Source organism: Phaeovulum sp. (assembly GCF_041596715.1).
Classification (GTDB): Bacteria; Pseudomonadota; Alphaproteobacteria; order Rhodobacterales; family Rhodobacteraceae; genus UBA6213.
In genome coordinates this window covers 1-20463 of record NZ_JBFHIA010000023.1, presented here as the reverse complement: position 1 = coordinate 20463, position 20463 = coordinate 1, and the positions used below count along the sequence as shown (strand labels likewise).

Genomic DNA, 20463 nt, shown 5'->3' with positions numbered 1-20463 from the left:
GGTTTTCAGTGAATCTTCAGGGAATGGCGCGGCTTGGACCACGGCTGCGGTGAACTTTTCCAATGTGCTCTCCGATACGTTCCGAAACAGGGCGATTAGGGGCAAAAGCCACAAGTTGCAGTATATCAGCCCCCTTCGCGCGAAGGCGATCGGGAATCGGGCCGGGCCAATTCTGCCGGGTGTGGCGGCGCAAGCGCGGTCAGTCGAGGCCGTGGCGATGCAGGCTGCGGGCTTCTTGCGCCTTGAACTGCGTAAAGCGTGGCATGAACTTTTCCCACTCGACGGTATGGGCATCAAACTCTGGCCCGTCGATACAGGCGTGGCGACGCTCGGGCTTGCCGTCGTGCAGCACTGGCACCATGCAGGCACCGCACATCCCGGTTGCATCGACCATGATCGAGTTCAGGCTTACAACGGTTGGCACCCCATATGGCTTGGTCAGGTCGCTGACCGCCCGCATCATCATCGGCGGGCCGACCGAGATGACTTCGGCGATCTTGCGGCCCTTGGAAACGGATCCTGCCTCCAGCATTTCTGCCAGGGGGGCGGTGACAAAACCCTTGATGCCAAAGGTGCCATCGTTCGAGCAATAGATCAGGTCAAGCTGGTCGCCGAACTTGGCCTTCAACTGCCCCATACGTTCGTCATCACCCGTCCAGAACAGATGATCGGCCGAGCGGAATCCGATGATCATCGTGACATGGTTGCCAAGGTGCAGATGCGCCTTGGCGATCGGGTAGATCGCAGGCAGGCCAACGCCGCCTGCCGCAAAGACCACGGTTTCGTCCGCACCGCAGGGTTTGACATCGCTTGGTCGGCCAAGCGGCCCGGCGATACCCGCAAAAGCATCGCCCACCGCCATCTGGTTCATCAGCCGTGTCGAGGTGCCCATGCCTTGGATCACCAGATCGATCGTGCCTGCATCGGCATCCCAATCGGCCAGCGTCAGCGGGATAAGTTCGCCGTCGGCGCTTGCCAGCACCCGCACGAATTGCCCAGCCTTGGCCGCATGTGCAACCACGGGCGCGCGCACCGTCAACTCGGCAATGCCCGCGGCCAGTGTGCTGTGCTTGACGATGCTTTGGCGTGCCTGCCCGAGGTCTGTGTATTTCGCAGCCTTTTCGACCATCTCGCGCACTTCGGTGGGCGTGAAGGGAATGTCGCCCACGATCTCGCGCGCGGCCGCCTGCCCGTCGCCCGCAGCGCGGATCGCGGTAGAACCGCCCCGCGCCGCATCGCCGCCGGTATAGACGCCGGAAATCGAGGTTTGCTGGCTACCCTCGCCCACCTCGATCGTGCCCCATTTGGAGGTTTTGAGACCGGGTTCGGAGGCTGCGATGATCGGGTTCGATGTATTGCCCAGCGCCATGATCACCAGATCGGCGGCGAGCTCTTCGGTCTTGCCGGTCGATACCGGGCGGCGGCGGCCAGAGGCATCGGCAGCGCCAAGTTCGTTCACATCCACCAGCGCGTGGGTGACGAAATGCGTGTGGGCATCACCCACAAACTCGCGCGGGCCGCGCAATTCGGCCAAGCCGATGCCTTCTTCCAGCGCGTGATGCAGCTCTTCTATGCGGGCGGGCATTTCGGATTTTGTGCGCCGATAAACGATGGTCACATTGCCGCCCAGCCGCTTGGCCGTGCGCGCAGCATCCATCGCGGTATTGCCGCCGCCGATGACCAGCACGTTCTTGCCCTCGACCTCGGGCAACGGTGTTTCAAAGCTGGGGTTGAGCCCGCGCATGAGGTTGACGCGGGTCAGAAACTCGTTGGCCGACATCACGCCGTTCAGATGTTCGCCCGGCACGTTCATGAAGGTCGGCAGGCCCGCGCCGCTGCCGATAAAAATTTTCCAGAAGCCCGCCGCCTTCAGATCATCAAGCGTCGCGCTTTTGCCCACGACGAAGTTGCGCACGAAGCGCCCACCAAGCGCGTCGATCTTGGCCACGACATCGTCGATCAGCGAATTGGGCAGACGAAACTCGGGGATGCCGTAGCGCAGCACGCCGCCAAGTTCGTGGAACGCCTCGAATACGGTGACGGGAAAGCCCTCGACGGCCAGAAGATAGGCGTTGATCAGCCCCGACGGGCCCGAACCCACCACCGCGATCGGCGGTTTTTCTGCGCGCACCCAGGGGCTTACGATCCCTTTGTAGCGCGCCATCGGGTCGGGGTTGGCAAGTTTTTCATGCTCGGGCAGATACCATTCAAGCTGGCCAATCTCGATCGGCCGCCCAGTGTGGGCGCAGACGCCCTGACACTGGTGTTCCTGCGGGCAGACGCGCCCGGTCACGCTTGGCAAGGGGTTGCAGGATTCGATCAGTTCCAGCGCCTGCCGGATTTTGCCGTTGCCGATCAGATCAAGCATCTCGGGGATGTGGATCTTGACAGGGCAGCCGCCAAGCCTGTCCTTCTTGCCGTGCACCAGAACGCCCAATTCGCAGGGCCGATCTTCGCACTGCTTGTCGCGCAGCACTTCCAGCCAGACGAACAGATCGACTTCGCGCAAGCTGTAGCCAAGCGACCGATAGCCAAGATAGCCTTGGTTGACCAAATCGAAATCATGGCTGCGTTCTTCCGGCGGGCGGATGTAGGGCGGGATATAGCTGCCCGCTGGCCAGTTTTCCGACAGGCCCTTGAACATCGGATAGCGCCCCGAAAGATGCGTATCGAGGGCGCGGATGAACTTGCGCTTGTATTTGAGCGGCAGGCCCCAAAGGAACCGCTGCAAGACAGTGCTCATGTCATCGCCGCGCAACAACAGGTTCCACAGAACACCGGTGAACCGCTCTCCGATCTCGGGTTGCTGAAACTCCCAAGCAATGGCTTGGGTGCCGTCGGCCACGAACACGTTGCGCAGCGAACGGGGGTCTGCGGCGAGGTGCTTTTTCAGCACCTCGATCTGGGTCTGGAACAGCTCTTCTTGGCTGGGGGAGGTTTCGACGTTCATCGAATGATCTCCGAGTCGCAGTTGGCGGCAACCTTGGCGACCCGCGCTTTCAGTTGCGCTGTCACCTCCAACTTTTCGAGCGCACCGGGAATGGTGTGGGCCACGGATTTGGCCACGCCATCGACAACGATCCGGGTCAGGGCAAAGAGTTCGGGCACCTCCTGATAGCATTTCTTGCAGTTGGAGCAGAGCGCAATATCCTCTTCATGGATATGCGGCAACTCGGCCGCGGGCGCAGCGGCAGCCGTGGCCCCTGCCCCAATCGGCGCACCAACCGGCGCAAGCGCCCCGGCAAAGCCGACCGCGGCAGGCGCGTTTGAGGCCGCCGCAAGTTCGCTCATGCCGCTGGCGATGCTGTCCATCGCGGTTTCGCGCGCCTGCACGGCCTCTTCGTAGCGGTGTTGCAGGCTGGCGAGTTCGGCGTGGTGCAGCGCATCGATATGGGTCACGTTCTGGCCTGCCAGATGCTGAAGCGTGCGCCAATTCCGCCGCCGCTCCTCAACCAGATGCACCACGGTTGTGCCGACCTCTAGGCGCACCAGTTGGCGCTTGGCGTCTGTTGCCAGCACATAAGGCACCTTGCCTGCGCGTTCGGCCAGCGGCAGGTCGATGTATTCGTGCACCGGCACCGCCTCTACCCCGTCTTTCAGCGGGCGGAACTGCTTTTTAAAGCGCGTTTCATCAAAGGCGAAGTTGGCAGGCGTCAGCGGCACGTCCATCAGCTTCAACTCACCATTCTCGACATATTCGAGCGTGGTGGTTGCCCAATCCTGATCGACGGCCGGGTTGCCCTCTAGCGAGAAACGCTCTGCAAGTGTCGCGCCTGCCTTCGGATCATGTACGAATACCGGGTTGATGCGGGCTTCGACCGCAAGTTTCGCGCGCCCGCTGGCCGCGGCATCGGCAATGCCCTGTTCGGACTGACAGGGGGTGTAGATGTCCAGCACGGCGGGCGAAGAGCTGTGTTCCAGATAGCGGATCAGGTTCTTCAGAAAGTGGCCCGGCAGCGATGTGGCGCTTTGCACCACAAAGACATTCGGATGGAACGCGGCGATCAGGCCAAGCTCCTTGCGGTCTTCCTGCTTGCCCCCGCCTGCGGCACCAAACCGGCTAAGGTCGCTGTCTTGCCCCGAAAGGCTCGCGGTCGAGGTCTGACCACCGGTGTTGGAATAAACACCGCTGTTAAGCACCATCACCTTGACGGGCGTGTTGGTGGCAAGCAGCCGCGACAGCGCACCAAAGCCGATGTCATAGGCCGCACCGTCGCCGCTGATGTTGATGACCGTGGGCAAAAGCGCGCGTTCTTCAGGGGTAAAATCGGTCCAGCCAAAATTGCGCAGGAACGCATCATCCGTGGCCGGGGCGTAGGCGTCGGCCAGTTCCAGCCGCGCGGTGCGCAGCGCCTTGAAATCGACCGCGGTGGTCGAGGTGAGGCCCTCGAAGATGCCTTTGGTCAGGGCCGGCCCATCTTGGAACAGGCTGTTGACCCAAGGATCGTTGTAGGGGTTGTAGGGGAAGGTCGAGGCATAGACGCTGCTGCACCCGGTCGCGTTGGCAACCACCATGGCCGCAGGGCCGTTGCCGGTTGGCCCGCCTTCCATCAGGAACAGGCGCTTTTCGATTACATCACGCGCAGTGGCAATGCGCGCCTTACGCGCAGGATCGGTGACCTCGGCAAGCTTGGCGGTCAGGGCGGCATCCAGCTTTTCAAGCTCACGCACATGCCCGCGCAGGCGGCGGTCGTGCAGCGCGTGGCTGGCGGAGACAACCTGACGGATGGCGGTCACCTCGCCGCAACCACGGCAGGCGCCGTGCCCACCGGTGGTGGCATAATAGGTGTCGCGATCCAGCATCATCCGCTTGATATCGCCCTCTGGCTCGAACGCCGGGTCGATGTAGCGCGCTTGCGTGTTCGGCGTTTGCGACAGAAACTCGAACTCGGTCTGCAACCGCTCTAGCAGCGGCGCGTCCTGTTCCGCCTCGCTCAACGCGCCGGGGCCGCAAACCGCGATACATTCAAGGCAACCCGAGCATTTCCACGGGTCGATCACCACCGAGAAAAGCCCCCCGGTTCCGGCCTGTTCAGCCTCCATCACGTCAAAGAAAGGCCGGGTCTGCGATACCGGCAGCACCGCTGCGGCTTCGGCCAGCCGCGTGAGGTTGCGCCGGACCACGGCGCTATCGACATCGAGCGTTTCGACGGCCTTCGCCACCAAATCGCCGAAGGCCTTGCGCTCGCGCCCTTCGCGGTAGGCGGCGCGCACGGCCTCGCCAATCGGGCGAATATGCTCTCGCAGAACGTCGCGTTGTGTGGCCGACATTTCGGCCTTTTTCAGCGCAGTCATCAGCAGATCGTTGATGTCATGCACCGAGGCGGGAATCGCCGCATCGGGGCAGACCATCGTGCAATCCATGCAGCCGGTGCAAAGATCGGCGTTGAATACCGGCACATTACGCCGGAACAAGCCCTTGTCGCGCGCGGCGGCGGTGCCAGAGGGCATGAACATGCCGCTGCCCGGCAATACCGGTGCTTCGCCAATGGTGCCCGCGCGGAAGGGTGCGGCCACGGTTTCTTCGAAATAGCCGTGATCGAACATCCCGGCGGGCGCGGCGTCTTGCGCGATCCGGCACATCGAGGCCGAGATCATCGGGCTGAAGGCGGGTTCCTGCGGCGCGCTGGCGGCAATTTGTGCATATTCGGGTGCCGCGTAGTCGATGGCAATTGTCGCCTCGAGCCCGTCGCGGATCACGGCCATGTTGCCATCGACGATGGCACCACCCTTGGCGGAAAACTTCTTGGCGATCTGGCTGCGGATCTTGTCGAGCACGGCGGTTTCGTCCGCGCCTTGGGTGATCTGATCGACATGGCCGCAAACCGCCCCGATGAAGGCGATGCCCATCATGCGGGTTTCAAGTTCGGGGGAAGGCGCGTGTTTCTTGGCAATGGCAAAGCCATCAAGCACATAGAAGCGGATCTTCTTCTTGATGATGAAGTCACGCATCGCCCCGGGCAGGCCCTTCCAGACCTCGAGCGGTGGCAGGCTTGATTGCAAGATGAAAGTGCCGCCCTCGACCAGACCGCGCAGCGGGTTGCTGTGCGCAAATACCTTGTGGTCGGGCGAAACCACGACCTCGACATCCTCAAGATCGGCGTTGGTGATCTTTACCGGCTCTGGGCTGAGGGTGATGTAATAGTTGGTCGGCGCACCGCTTTTTTCCGAACCGTATTTCGGCGCCGCCTTGGAAAAGAGGCCAAGCACATTGGCCAGAATATCGGTCAGAAGTTTGCCGGTTGCGATGGTGCCGTAGCCGCCGACCGAATGGAAGCGGATGCGCAGCGCGCCTTCGGGCAATAGCTTCGGGTTCGGCTTCGGTTCTAGCGCCATCAACTCGGTCTCGGGATAGGCCGCACGCAGCCTGTCTTGCAGCCCGGCCAGTTCCGGCGACGGTGTCTTGGAAAAGAACTGGCTGCCCAGATAGACAAAGGGCGCGTTCTGCCCGTCCATATTGTCATAGGCCGCGATCAGGTGGCGCGGTTGCAGATCATGCGCGCCAAGGCCGAAGATTGCGGTTGTCAGCCGTGGCAGCCGCGCCATTGCGGGGATACCGGGGTGACGCGTCTCTTCAGCGTTTTCGACTGCTTTGACAAAGGCTTGGTTGACAAGCGCAGTCAGCGAAGTGACCTCGGAACGTTCCAGCACGGTCACAGCTTTCTTGCCCTTGAGCGCGGCTATCAGTTCCGCCTCGGGGAAAGGTTGCAGCAGCTTGACCGAGATCACGCCAACCTTTCTGCCCTGACGGCGCAGATAGGATGCGACCGCCTCGGCATCATCGGTGACAGAGCCGAGACCGACCAGCACCGTCTCTGCATCGTCGCAAAGGAAGGTCTTGATCGGCGCATAATCGCGCCCGGTCAGTGCGGAGTATTCCTGCATCGCTTCACGCACGAAGCGCGGCACGTCGCGCGAAAAGTGGGTGCGGTGGTCAACGCTGCCGGCTTGGAAGTCGGGCTGGTTCTGCACGCCACCCGTCAGGCCCGGGTTATTCACATCAATCTGTGCCGGAACGCGCTGGCGCGTTCCTTTCTGGAAGGCGTTGACCCATTGGCGCTGCCATTGGAGGTGCAATTCCTCGGGCAGATTGGCAAGCGTTGCGGCGACCATTGCGCCCGCGTTGTCAGCCTCAATAGCATCGGCATTGGCATCGAGGTAGGCGATCAGCTTTACATAATCCTCCTGATCCAGATCGGTGCTGTGGCGGCCCAGATACCGCTTGAGCTGAAACACCCTGCCCTTGGCACCGAACAGCATTTCTTGCGCGACCGTCGGGCAGGCGATACGGCCATCCGGATCGCCCAGAAAACGGCGCAGCAGATCATCTTCCGGCATCCGCACTTCGCTCATCATGTGGCTGGTGACAAAGCCATCCATGGCGTTTGCGACCGGAATCATCGACATCGCGCTGACCTTGTAGGAAATCGCCGCAAGGTCGGCGGCTTCCTGCGGGTTGGAGCCGAACAGAATGGTGTAGCCAGAGGGCAGCAGCGCATAAACGTCGTCATGCCCCGCCATCACGTTCAGCGAATGGCGCGAGACCGAGCGTGCCGCGACCTGCAACACGAAGCCGCCGACCTTTTTGCCAACGGTGACGTAATGCGATTCAATGCCGTAGAGGATACCCTGACTGGACGAGGCGTTGGAGATATACTGCCCACCCGTCAATGCCGCGCCCAGCGCGCCCGATTGCGCAGAATGTTCGCCCTCGGGTTCGAAGAAGAACGGGTGCCTGCCCCAGATGTTCACACCACCCGCGGCCCTGAACGCCTCGTAAAGCTCGGCAATCTCGGTTGAGGGGGTGATCGGGTAGCCAATCACACCCCCGCAGACCTGCCCCATCACCTGCGCGATCGCGCCATTTCCGTGAATAACCGTGGGGATCCCAGGGAACTCTGATGTGCAGGGAAGCGTGTCGCGCATGGTATTCTCCAGACTCAACTTGCCAAAACACATAGGCGCTCTTGCCCGATAGTCCATGCAACGAATGCGCGCAGGTAGCGCTAAACCTGACCTTGTGTCTTCTCTGCGCGGGTTCTGGCCAGCTTGGATCTGCCCGTTATCAGTGCGCCGCTTGACCTTTTGCAACAAGGTTGCCCACCATTCGCAGGGTGCTGCGAAATAGCGACGCACTGTCATAAAAGGTTCACTGGCGCGCGCACATCAATTCCGTTAATCGGGAATTATGGAACCAAATCGCGCCACTCATGCCTTTGCCACGTTGGGTCATCCCGGCCGCCTCGCCGTTTTTCGCTTGCTGATGCGCTTTGCACCGCAAGGTGTGCGGCCAACCGAGATCGCCGCGGCACTGGGGCTGAAACAGAATACGCTTTCGCATCATCTGTCTGATCTGGCGGCGTCTGGACTGGTGCGGGTGGCGCGGCACGGGCGCTCGCTTTTCTATTCGGTCGATCTGGATATGACCGAGGGCCTTGTGGGCTATCTTGCGCTCGATATCGGCCGCGCCCGCCCCGATCTGCTGTCACCGCTTCTTGCCAGCCAGAAAGAAGGCTTTTCCATGCGCGATGCCGATTTCAACGTGCTTTTCATCTGTTCTGGCAACTCTGCCCGGTCGATCTTTGCCGAGGCCCTGCTGCGCGATCTGGGCGGCGGGCGGTTTCGGGCGTTTTCGGCAGGCACCCTGCCCAACTCTGCGCTGAATCCCTTTGCGCTTGATGTGCTTAGGCGCAATGCACATGAGGTGTCGGGCCTGCGCGCCAAACATCTGTCAGAGTTTCAGCACGCCGACGCCCCGGTGATGGATTTCGTGTTCACCGTCTGCGATACCGCGGCGGCCGAGGAATGCCCGCCTTGGCAGGGCCAGCCGATCACCGGCCATTGGGGCCTGCCCGACCCGGTGAAAGCAACGGGAACGGACGCCGAAAAGGCGCTGGTTTTCGCGCAAACCTACGGTGCGCTTCGCCGCAGGATCACCGCATTTGTCGATCTGCCTTTTGCCACGCTTGATCGGCTTGCGCTGCAAGCGCGGGTGGACCGGATCGGCGCGCAGTCTGACATCGCAACAAAGGATTGAAAAATGCCCCGCATCGCGCTCAACGGTCTTGGCCGGATCGGAAAACTTGTTCTGCGAAACCTGATCGACATGGGCGCGGGTGGTGAGATCGTGTTGCTCAACGACCCCGCAGGCGATGCCGAACAACATGCGCTGCTGGTCGAGTTTGACAGCGTTCACGGGCGCTGGAACGCCAAGATCGAGCATGATGACGAAAGCCTTACGCTGAACGGCCAGCGCATCCGCCTGACGCGGCAAAAAACCATCGAAGCCCTGCCGCTGGCCGAACTTGGCGTTGATCTGGTGATTGATTGCACCGGGGTATTCAAGACGGCGGCCAAGACCGCCCCCTATTTCGCCGCCGGTGTGAAAAAGGTCGTCGTCTCCTCTCCGGTCAAGGACGGCGGTGCGCTGAACCTTGTCTATGGTGTAAACCACCACCTTTATGATCCGGCCACGCATGATCTGATTACCGCAGCCTCTTGCACCACCAATTGCCTTGCCCCGGTGGTGAAGGTGATCCACGAAAATCTTGGCATCCGGCACGGCGCGATCACCACGATTCATGACGTGACCAACTCGCAGACCATCGTAGACCGCCCCGCCAAGGACATGCGGCGCGCGCGTTCTGCCCTGTTGAACCTGATCCCGACAACCACGGGCAGCGCAACCGCCATCACCCTGATCTACCCCGAACTCAAGGGCCGCTTGAACGGCCACGCCATTCGGGTGCCGCTGCTGAATGCCTCGCTGACCGATTGCGTGTTCGAGGTTGCGCGCGAAACCACGGTCCAAGAGGTCAACGCGCTGCTCAAGGCGGCGGCTGACGGGCCGCTGAACGGCATCCTTGGGTATGAGACGCGCGCACTGGTGTCTTCGGATTATACCAATGACCCGCGTTCTTCGATCGTCGATGCGCAATCGACGATGGTGGTCAATGGCACGCAGGTAAAGATCTACGCGTGGTATGACAACGAATGGGGCTATGCCTGCCGCCTGGCCGACATCGCCCGCATGGTGGCGGGTGCGATGTGAGCGGCGCGGCCATGCCCAACCCGCTGCGCGCCTATGCCGCCGTAACCGCGGCCTACTGGGCCTTCATGCTGTCTGACGGCGCGTTGCGGATGCTTGTGCTGCTGCATTTCAACGCGCTCGGGTTCGGGCCCGTGCAACTGGCGTGGCTGTTCTTGCTGTATGAGCTGGCAGGCATCGTCACCAACCTTTACGCAGGTTGGCTTGCCGCCCGTTTCGGGCTGGCAGCAACGCTTTACGCGGGACTGGTGCTGCAAATCGGTGCCTTGGTCGCGCTGGCGCAACTTGACCCGAACTGGGGCGTGGTTGCCTCGGTGGCTTTCGTGATGGCGGTTCAGGGTGTTTCGGGGGTGGCCAAGGATCTGGCCAAGATGTCGTCGAAATCGGCGGTGAAGCTGTTGGCACCCGAAGGCGATGGTACGTTGTTTCGCTGGGTGGCAAGGCTAACCGGGTCCAAGAACGCGGTGAAGGGGTTGGGCTTCTTTCTGGGCGCGGTGCTGCTGGGGCTTTGGGGGTTTGACGCGGCGATCTGGGGCATGGCGGTTGTGCTGAGCGTGATCTTGTTTGCCGTGGCGCTGTTCTTGCCTGCGGGTTTGCCCGCAAAAGACAAGGACGCAAAGTTTGCGGGCTGGAAGTCACACGATCCGCGCGTCAACCGGCTAAGCCTTGCGCGGCTGTTCCTGTTTGGGGCGCGCGATGTGTGGTTTGTGGTGGGCGTTCCGGTCTACTTCCAGATGGTGCTGTCGGATGGCACGCCTGAAGGCCGACGCTGGGCGTTTTTCGTGATCGGCGGGTTTCTGGCGCTTTGGATCATCCTTTACGGTGCCGTGCAGGCAGCCGCGCCGCGCATCATCGGGACCACGGGGCCTGACGTGCTGGCAAAGGCGATCCGCTGGGCCGGGTATCTGGTGCCGATCCCCTTTGCGCTGGCGGCCGCCGCCGCGCTGGCCGGTGCCCCGGCGGATTGGTTGACGGTTACGCTGATCGCGGGGCTCATGCTATTTGGCTTTGTTTTTGCGGTTAATTCTTCGATCCACTCGTATCTGATCTTGGCCTTTGGCGATGCTGGCAGGATTACGAGGGATGTGGGGTTTTACTATATGTCGAACGCTGCCGGGCGGCTTTTGGGCACGCTGCTGTCGGGCGTCAGCTATCAGATGGGGGGCCTGCCGCTATGCCTTGCTACGGCAGGCACCCTTGCGGCCGCGTCTTGGATCGCGGCGCAACGGTTGCGCGGGGCCTAGGCGCAGCGGTTGCGCCCCGCCGCCGCGTCACACGACCTTTGCCCGCCATATGGCGATGCCGAGCCACGCGACAGCCGCGACCATGGCGATTGCGCCCACAAGCACGAACACGGGCGAGGCACTCAGTGCGAACTCCGCCACGATTCCAAGCGGCATCAGCATACCCGCAAGCGCAAGCCACGAGACCCATTTGGCCGATACCGCCGAAATCGGCAGCCGCAGGATCAGATAGCCCACCATCACGTTCAAGAACGCAAATAGGTTGCCGTGCACATGCGCAAGGCGCGATTCAAAATGCGTGCCGGTGGTATATTCGGCGATCCACTGCGCCTTGTTCGGGGCGAAGTCGCGCAGATAGATCAGCCCGAATCCGTAGAGCATGAAGACCGCCAGAAACAGCAATCCCGCCACGATATTTCGTTTGCCGTATTTCATTTCAGCTGCCTTTCCCTTGATGCGACGGGCTCAGGACTTTGGCACGCAGGTCTTGTCGCCGCGGTTGACGACAACCGCGATGACAATCCAGACCACCGCGCGCAGCACCATCGCCCCGACAGTGCGCATTTCAAACGCGCCGCCGGCAAGGACGTGCCAGCCGAAGAAGGCAAAGACCGCGGTGATCGCCACGGCCAGCGCAATGCTGAGCCGTGCAGCCCAAGACCGGTTCAGAAGTATCCCGATACCGGCCGCCACATAGACAAAGCCCGACAGGAAGTTGAACCAGAGCACGAAGCCCACCGCATTGCCGACCCATTCTTGGGTCTCTGCACCGCCGAACAGCGCGCTGCCGCCTGAAAAGACGGTCAGAAGGCCGAACACGATGGCAATGATGGCTGCTGCCCTGAAAGAGCAGGAACCCGTTATTTTTGACGTCATTTCACATCTCCCTTAGTGGTTTCTGGAAATCGGCGTGGATCATTCTGGCGATGCCTCTTGCGCCGATGCTGTGACCGGACAATCACCGAACAGCGCGATCTCGCTTGCGACAAGCCGCGCCCCCTCGACTTCAAGTGCAAAGCTGCGCCGGCCAAGCGACCAGCGGATTGCAAGGCCCTGCACCAGTGAAATCAGCAGCACCGCCGCATCGGCGGGCACAAGGTCGGCGCGGAACACGCCGCTATCGCGGCCCCGCTGCAACTCGTTCACCAGCATGGTCTGGAACCGTGTCATCACGCCCATAAACGTGGCGCGCAGCGGCGCGTTTTCGGCATGCAACTCGCGCGAGTGCAAAATCGCCGGGATCGCGGGGTTGGCGCTGATCTGGCGCAACTGCACCCCGATAAGTGCTGCAAGCCGGTCTTGCGGTGCAGCGTCGGTTGCCATCACCTCGTCCCACGCGCCCAGCATGGTTTCGGTTATGTGCAGGGCTACCGCCTGCCACAGATCCTGCTTGGTCGGAAAATGGCGAAAGATACCGGGCTGCGTCAGGCCAACCGCAGTGGCAACGGCCTGCGTTGTCAGCCTGTCGGGGCCAAGTTCATCTGCCAGACGCAACATGGCTGCGACGATTTCTGTCTTGCGGCTTTCTGCCGATTTGCGGGCTGCCATGCGGGCTCCAACTTGTTAGTGAGTAGTTACTAACTATTTTGGAGGCTTTTTCGCGCTTGTCAATGGCCAAGCCGCAACCGGGCCGCTGCGTTGAAAAACGCAACCTGAAAAAGGGGGTATTGCAAGATATGATGGCCCGCGCGGGTGCGACTTTCGGCAGTTCAGTAGGTATAGGGCCTTGCGACGACGGACTCATCATCGTCGCCATCGTCCAGAAGGGCCGCACCGGCAAGTGCTGCCTCGTCGTCGCAATCCGGGCCGTCGATCAGCGGTGACGGATGCGCAACCGCCTCTAGCGCCTTTCGGTCGGTGATGATCACGCGCTGCCCGTCAACCTTGGCACCCACCTCTTGAAGCGACTTCATCGTGCGTGAAAGGCTTTCGGGCGTCACACCAAGATACGAGGCGAGCAGCCGCTTTTCGACGGGGATGATGAAGCTTGCGCTTTTGCTATCGCGCGTCTTGCGCAGAATATAGGCCGCCAGACGCTCTCGCGCGTTGCGCAGTTTGATGTCTTTTGCGTGCCGAACGACGCTGCGGTAGCAGGAGGCGAGTTCGTTGATGGTCGCCATCGCGAACTTGTGGTCGGTTTGGAAAACCGCGCGCAGATCGACGCTGGGCAAAAGAATGATGCGGGTCTTTTCCAAAGTGCGCGCAGCCATCAGGTACGGCGCATCCTTGATGCAGGCCGCAAGGATGAAGCTGGAAACCGGGCGCACGACCGCCATGGTTGTTTCACGATCCTGCCAACGCGCGAAAAGCTCTACCGATCCTTCCACCACGATATGCAGAAAGTCCGGCTCTGCCCCCTGCTCGATCAGTTGCACAAAGGCTGGAAAAGTCTGGTCATAGGCCGCGCGCATCAGCAAAGCAAAGCTATCATCCGCCATCGTGCGAAACAGCGGCAACTGCCGAATCTGCGCAAGCTCAGAATCTCGCACGAATCACCTCCCTCTCCCCAACGAGGCCTTATCATATGATAAGCACGCGACAGATCGAGGTCTAGCCGCGAACCGAAACCTGCGCGTCGGCGGATTGACTCATTCCGGCCCCTCAGGTGCAGCACGTCAATTCGAGTGCGATTTCCAAAACCGCCGCGCGCATTTTGATCTGGGTCAAGTTTTCTGTCGCCCGGCGATGACTGATGCCTTCAACGGACGCGCGAAAGCGCAACATGCGGAGGGCGGAAATGCAGGATCCGGCGAATGTGTTGTCTGGCGAGCAGGGACGTGCACTGACACTAAGCACGATCGCATTCACGACCTGCTTTGCGGTCTGGACGATCTTTTCGATCATCGGCGTCGAGATCAAGGCAGAGCTTGGGCTAAACGAGTTTCAGTTTGGCCTTCTGGTCGCAACGCCGATCTTGACCGGTTCGCTTACGCGGTTGTTTCTGGGGGTCTGGACCGAAAGGTTTGGCGGCCGGATCGTCTTTTCCGCACAGATGCTGCTGACAGCTGGCGCCACATGGATGCTTACCTGGGCCTCAAGCTACCTGATGTATCTGATTGCGGCGCTGGGCATCGGCCTCGCGGGTGGGTCGTTCATCATCGGGGTTGCCTATGTGTCGCGCTGGTACAGGCCGGGCAAACAGGGAACCGCGCTCGGCATCTTTGGCGCGGGTAACGTTGGCGCAGCGGTGACCAAGTTCATCGCGCCCTTCGTGATGGTGGCTTACGGCTGGCACGGTGTCGCGCATGTCTGGGCAATCGCGCTGGCGGCGATGGGGATCGCGTTTTACATCTTTGCCAAGGACGAGCCGCAGCTTGTGGCGCGCCGCCAATCGGGTGCCCGCGCGCCAAGCCTGGCCGAGCAGTTCGCACCTTTGCGGAACCTTCAGGTCTGGCGCTTCTCGCTTTACTATTTCTACGTATTCGGCGGCTTTGTGGCGCTGGCGCTTTGGATGCCGCACTATCTGGTTGATGTCTATTCGCTCGACATCCGCACGGCGGGCATGGCTGCGGCCTCGTTCTCGCTCGCGGCATCGGTATTTCGTGCCTATGGCGGGCATCTGAGCGACCGCTTCGGCGCGCGCATGGTGATGTATTGGAGCCTTGGGTTTTCGGCCATCCTTTTGTTCATGCTGTCCTATCCCCCGACCGACTACGTGATCCAAAGCAAGAACGGCCCGATCGCGTTTTCAACCAGCCTCGACACCACGCCTTTTGTCATCACACTGTTCATGCTGGGGTTTTTCATGAGCCTCGGCAAAGCGGCCGTGTTCAAGCACATTCCCGTCTATTACCCCAACAACGTTGGCGCGGTTGGCGGGCTGGTCGGCATGATCGGCGGGCTGGGTGGCTTTCTGCTGCCTATCGCCTTTGGCGTGGCGCTCGACCTGACCGGCATTTACACCACTGCCTTCGCGCTGATGTTCCTGCTGGTAAGCGTGTCGCTGCTGTGGATGCATCTCGCCATCCGGCAGATGGAGCGCAACGCAGAAGGCAGTGCGCGCGCCGCATTGCCCGAATTGCCCGAGATGCAGGGCATGACGCGGCAGGATGGCACGGCAACCGCCTCGCACGCGCTGCAAGAATGGAGGCCCGAAGATCCGGTATTCTGGGCCGAAAAGGGCCGCCGCATCGCGCGCCGCAACCTTTGGATCTCGATCCCCGCCTTGTTGCTGGCGTTTTCGATCTGGATGGTCTGGTCGGTTGTGGTGGCGCGCCTGCCTGCGATCGGTTTCGACTTCACGCCGGGGCAATTGTTCTGGCTGGCGGCGTTGCCCGGGCTTTCGGGCGCGACCTTCCGGATCTTTTACAGCTTCATGGTGCCGATCTTTGGCGGCAGGCTATGGACCACGATTTCGACCGCCTCGTTGCTGATACCGGCCTTGGGTATCGGCTATTCGGTGCAGAACCCGGAAACCCCCTATTTCATCTTCCTCACACTGGCGCTGCTCTGCGGCTTTGGCGGCGGCAACTTTGCCTCGTCGATGGCCAATATCGCTTTCTTCTTCCCCAAGGCCGAAAAGGGCAACGCGCTGGCGCTGAATGCCGGGCTGGGCAACCTTGGCGTGTCGGTCATGCAGTTTCTGGTGCCGGTCGTCATCACCACGGCGGTGTTCGGCGCATTGGGCGGCGCGCCGCAAACGATGTCTACGGGCGGCCAGCTTTGGATGCAGAACGCGGGCTTCATCTGGGTGCCCTTCATCATCATCTCGACCATCGCAGCATGGGTGGGCATGAATGACATCGCCGATGCCAAGGCCAGCTTTACCGAGCAGGCGATCATCTTCAGCCGCAAGCACAACTGGATCATGTGCATTCTCTACACCGGCACCTTCGGCAGCTTCATCGGCTATTCGGCGGGCTTTCCGCTGCTGGCCAAGATCATGTTTCCCGATGTCAATTCGCTGCAACTGGTGTTTCTGGGCCCGTTGGTGGGCGCGCTTAGCCGAGCGGGCACCGGCTGGGTGTCGGATCGCTTTGGCGGCGGGCGCGTGACGTTCTGGACCTTCCTCGGCATGATCGTGGCGGTGTTCGGGGTGATCTTCTTTGTCGAGATCAGCGATCAACCCGGCGCGTTCTGGGGCTTTTTCGCCGCGTTCATGGCGCTGTTCTTCCTGACCGGGGTGGGCAATGCCTCTACCTTCCAGATGATCCCCTCGATCATGGCGCGCGAAGTGCCGCGGCTGATGCCACAGCTCGACAAGGCCGCCATGCACAAGCAGGCCGAGCGTGAAAGCGCTGCGATCATCGCCTTTACATCCGCCGTCGCGGCCTATGGCGCGTTCTTCATTCCCAAAGCCTATGGCACCTCGATTGCCCTGACCGGCACACCGGCAACAGCACTTTGGGCATTTCTTGCCTTCTACGTGCTCTGCGCTGCGCTGACATGGGCTTACTACACCCGTCGCGGCGGGTTGCTTGATGCCTCCACACGCGCGGCCGCAGCTGCCGCTTCCCAAGCCTGACCTGAAAGGACCGAAAGATGAGCCATCTTCTCGACCGTCTCAATTTCTTCAAAACGGTTCGCAAGGACACCTTTGCTGGCGGCCACGGCCAGACCACGATCGAAAGCCGCGATTGGGAAGAGACCTATCGCAACCGCTGGCGGCACGACAAGATCGTGCGCTCGACCCACGGGGTGAACTGCACCGGTTCGTGCAGTTGGAAGATCTATGTCAAGTCGGGCATCGTAACTTGGGAAACCCAGCAGACCGACTATCCGCGCACCCGCCCCGACATGCCCAACCACGAGCCGCGCGGCTGTGCGCGCGGGGCGTCCTATAGCTGGTATCTCTACTCGGCCAATCGGGTCAAAACCCCGCTGGTGCGCGGCAATCTGATGCGGCTGTGGCGCGAAGCGCGCGCCAGCATGGCCCCGGTGGCCGCTTGGGCCGCCATTCAGTCAGACCCGGCCAAGCGCGCCAGCTACACCAAGACCCGTGGCAAGGGCGGCTTTGTGCGCGCCACTTGGGACGAAGTGACCGAAATCGTCGCCGCCGCGAACGCCTATACGACCAAGACCTACGGGCCTGACCGTGTGTTCGGCTTTTCACCGATTCCGGCGATGTCGATGGTCAGCTACGCCGCCGGGTCGCGCTACCTTAGCCTGCTGGGCGGCACCTGCATGTCGTTCTATGACTGGTATTGCGATTTGCCGCCTGCCAGCCCGCAAACTTGGGGCGAGCAGACCGACGTGCCCGAAAGCGCCGACTGGTACAACGCGGGCTATTTGATCCTCTGGGGCTCGAACGTGCCGCAGACCCGCACACCGGATGCGCATTTCTATACCGAGGCGCGCTATCGCGGCACAAAGTCGGCCGTGGTCAGCCCCGACTATTCCGAGGCCGCCAAGTTTGGCGATGTCTGGCTGAACCCGCAAGCAGGCACCGACGCCGCACTGGCCATGGCTTTTGGCCACGTCATCCTGCGCGAGTTCCACCTTGACCGGCAGGTACCCTATTTCGAAGATTACACCCGCAAGTATTCCGATTTTCCACTGCTGGTGAAGCTGGAAGAGCGTGACGGGCGGCTGGTGCCCGGCCGCATGTTGCGCGCCGCGGATTTTGCAGACGGCATTGGCGAGGCCAACAACCCCGACTGGAAAACCGTCGGGTTTGACGCCAAGACCGGTAAGGTCGTGGCACCGAACGGCTCGATCGGCTTTCGCTGGGGGCAGGACGGGCAGTGGAACCTTGAGGAAAAGGCAGCGGGCAGCGACGTTGAGTTGCAGACGACGCTGATCCTTGATCAAGACCACGATGACGTGGTCGGGGTCGATTTCCCCTATTTTGGCGGCGAGGCCAGCGAGCATTTCGTCGCCGACAACCGCGGTGCGGTGCTGACCCGCGACGTGCCGGTGAAGCGGCTGGAGTTGAAGGATGGCGAGGCGCTGGTTGCCACGGTGTTCGACCTTTTCTGTGCCAACTACAGCCTAGACCGCGGCCTTGGCGGTGACAACGTTGCCACCTCGTTCGATGCCGACGTGCCTTTTACCCCTGCTTGGGCAGAAAAGATTACCGGCGTGCCGCGCGACCGTATCATTGCGGTGGCGCGCGAATTCGCCTCGACCGCCGAAAAGACCAACGGCAAATCCATGGTCATTCTCGGTGCCGGGCTGAACCACTGGTACCATATGGACATGGCCTATCGCGGCATCATCAACATGCTGGTGATGTGCGGTTGCGTGGGCCAGTCGGGGGGCGGCTGGTCGCACTATGTGGGGCAAGAAAAGCTGCGTCCGCAGACCGGTTGGACGGCGCTTGCCTTTGCGCTCGATTGGGCGCGCCCGCCGCGGCACATGAACTCGACCAGCGCATGGTATGCCCACACCGACCAGTGGCGGTATGAAACCGTATCGGCGAACGAGATCGTGTCGCCCACGGCCCCTGCGGGCAACTGGGCCGAGCGAAGCCTGATCGACTACAATATTCAGGCCGAGCGGATGGGCTGGCTGCCTTCGGCGCCGCAGCTCAAGACCAACCCGCTAGAAGTGGGCCGCGCGGCCAAGGCGTCGGGCAAATCGGCGGCGGACTATGTGGCCGAGGGGCTGAAATCGGGCAAGCTGCAAATGTCTTGCGAAGACCCTGACGCGCCTGAAAACTGGCCGCGCAACCTGTTCGTGTGGCGCTCGAACCTGCTTGGCTCGTCGGGCAAGGGGCACGAATATTTCCTGCGCCACCTGCTGGGCACCGACCATGGCGTGCTGGGCAAGGATCTGGGCGTGGAGGGGCGCAAGAAACCGCTTGAGGCGAAATGGCACGATGCGGCCCCCGAAGGAAAACTTGACCTTCTGGTGACGCTCGATTTCCGGATGTCTACCACCTGCGTCTATTCCGACATCGTTCTGCCGACTGCCAGCTGGTACGAAAAGGACGATCTGAACACTTCGGACATGCACCCCTTCATCCACCCGCTGCAAGCGGCAGTGGACCCGGCCTACGAAAGCAAGTCGGATTGGGAAATATTCAAAACCCTCGCGCGCAAGTTTGCAGACGTCGCGCCCGAGGTTCTGGGCGTCGAAACCGACATCGTGTCGCTACCAATGCAGCACGACAGCCCCGGAGAGTTGGCGCAGCCCCACGTCGCTGATTGGAAGAAAGGCGAATGCGAGTTGATCCCTGGCAGGACTGCGCCAAACTTTATTGCCGTGGAGCGTGATTATCCAAACCTTTACAAACGCTTCACCGCCCTCGGCCCGCTGATGGAAAAGGTCGGCAACGGCGGCAAGGGTATCGCGTGGGATACCAAGACCGAGGTGCACCATTTGCGCGCGCTCAACGGCAGCGTCACCGAAAAGGGCGCGACCGAAGGCATGGCCAAGATCGACACCGCGATCGACGCGGCGGAAGTGATCTTGATGCTCGCGCCAGAAACCAACGGCGAGGTTGCCGTGAAGGCATGGCACGCGCTTGAAAAGATCACCGGGCGCGAACATGCGCATCTGGCGGCGGCCAAAGAGGACGAAAAGATCCGCTTCCACGACATCGCGGCGCAACCACGCAAGATCATCTCGTCCCCCACATGGTCGGGGATTGAAAGCGAAGAGGTCAGCTACAACGCGGGCTACACCAACGTGCATGAGCTGATCCCGTGGCGCACGCTATCCGGGCGCCAGCAGCTTTATCAGGACCATGAATGGATGCGCGTATTCGGCGAGGGCTTTGTGACATGGCGCCCGCCGGTTGACCTTAAGACCACAACCCCAGCAATGGGCAAGGCGGGGGCCTCGAAAACCGTGGTGCTGAACTTCATCACCCCGCACCAGAAATGGGGCATCCACTCGACCTATTCCGACAACCTTTTGATGCTGACGCTGAACCGAGGTGGCCCGGTGGTCTGGATTTCCGAGGTCGATGCGCAAAAGGCGGGGCTGGTCGATAACGACTGGGTTGAGGTTTTCAACGTCAACGGCGTGCTGACGGCGCGCTGCGTGGTCAGCCAACGCATCAAGCAGGGCAACTTGTTCATGTATCACGCGCAGGAAAAGATCGTGAATACCCCCGGTAGCCAGATCACCGGCAAACGCGGCGGCATCCACAACTCGGTCACGCGCACGGTGCTGAAGCCCACGCATATGATCGGCGGCTATGCGCAGTTGAGCTACGGGTTCAACTACTACGGCACGGTCGGTGCAAACCGCGACGAATTCGTGATCGTTCGAAAGATGGACAAG

At 61.4% G+C, this 20463-nt stretch carries 11 protein-coding genes; 5 read left to right on the top strand and 6 right to left on the bottom strand.

All coding sequences use genetic code 11. The features are described 5' to 3' along the window. Window positions 1-199 precede the first annotated feature (199 nt). Both ABY403_RS02990 and ABY403_RS02985 read right to left on the bottom strand, forming a co-directional pair. Window positions 200-2950 (bottom strand): sulfide/dihydroorotate dehydrogenase-like FAD/NAD-binding protein, encoded by a 2751-nt coding sequence (locus ABY403_RS02990; protein ID WP_372838619.1) that lies wholly within the window; start codon window positions 2948-2950, stop codon window positions 200-202. Next, on the bottom strand, window positions 2947-7926 hold the full coding sequence (locus ABY403_RS02985) for a 2-oxoacid:acceptor oxidoreductase family protein (protein WP_372838616.1): 4980 nt from the start codon (window positions 7924-7926) through the stop codon (window positions 2947-2949). The genes ABY403_RS02990 and ABY403_RS02985 overlap by 4 nt, the downstream gene beginning before the upstream one ends. 262 nt (window positions 7927-8188) lie before the next feature. On the opposite strand from ABY403_RS02985, the gene ABY403_RS02980 reads away from it, so the two are divergent. From ABY403_RS02980 to arsJ, 3 genes are read left to right on the top strand one after another with little or no spacing between them, the layout of a single operon-like run. Further along, complete coding sequence (locus tag ABY403_RS02980) at window positions 8189-9037, top strand: metalloregulator ArsR/SmtB family transcription factor (protein ID WP_372838613.1); 849 nt, start codon at window positions 8189-8191, stop codon at window positions 9035-9037. Between the two features lie 3 nt (window positions 9038-9040). Further along, window positions 9041-10051, top strand: a complete 1011-nt coding sequence (locus ABY403_RS02975) for an ArsJ-associated glyceraldehyde-3-phosphate dehydrogenase (protein WP_372838611.1) — start codon at window positions 9041-9043, stop codon at window positions 10049-10051. Window positions 10052-10062: 11 nt separating this feature from the next. Beyond that, window positions 10063-11292 (top strand): organoarsenical effux MFS transporter ArsJ, encoded by a 1230-nt coding sequence (gene arsJ, locus ABY403_RS02970; RefSeq protein WP_372838609.1) that lies wholly within the window; start codon window positions 10063-10065, stop codon window positions 11290-11292. 27 nt (window positions 11293-11319) lie between these two features. Here arsJ and ABY403_RS02965 read toward each other — a convergent pair whose 3' ends face one another. The 4 genes from ABY403_RS02965 to ABY403_RS02950 all read right to left on the bottom strand — a co-directional run bounded on the left by ABY403_RS02965 (window position 11320) and on the right by ABY403_RS02950 (window position 13781). Continuing rightward, window positions 11320-11727 (bottom strand): hypothetical protein, encoded by a 408-nt coding sequence (locus ABY403_RS02965; RefSeq protein WP_372838606.1) that lies wholly within the window; start codon window positions 11725-11727, stop codon window positions 11320-11322. Window positions 11728-11757: 30 nt separating this feature from the next. After that, window positions 11758-12168: a hypothetical protein gene (locus ABY403_RS02960; RefSeq protein WP_372838604.1), complete on the bottom strand. Its 411-nt coding sequence runs from the start codon at window positions 12166-12168 to the stop codon at window positions 11758-11760. Window positions 12169-12207: 39 nt separating this feature from the next. Beyond that, the gene (locus ABY403_RS02955) at window positions 12208-12840 is read right to left on the bottom strand and encodes a TetR/AcrR family transcriptional regulator (protein ID WP_372838602.1); all 633 of its coding nucleotides are present in this window, start codon (window positions 12838-12840) and stop codon (window positions 12208-12210) included. A 161-nt stretch (window positions 12841-13001) separates the two neighbouring features. Then, window positions 13002-13781: a helix-turn-helix domain-containing protein gene (locus ABY403_RS02950; RefSeq protein WP_372838599.1), complete on the bottom strand. Its 780-nt coding sequence runs from the start codon at window positions 13779-13781 to the stop codon at window positions 13002-13004. Window positions 13782-14029: 248 nt separating this feature from the next. On the opposite strand from ABY403_RS02950, the gene ABY403_RS02945 reads away from it, so the two are divergent. Then, window positions 14030-16756, top strand: a complete 2727-nt coding sequence (locus ABY403_RS02945) for a nitrate/nitrite transporter (RefSeq protein WP_372838597.1) — start codon at window positions 14030-14032, stop codon at window positions 16754-16756. 17 nt (window positions 16757-16773) lie between these two features. Next, window positions 16774-20463 (top strand): nitrate reductase subunit alpha (locus tag ABY403_RS02940; RefSeq protein ID WP_372838594.1); only part of this gene is annotated, 3690 nt, incomplete at its 3' end.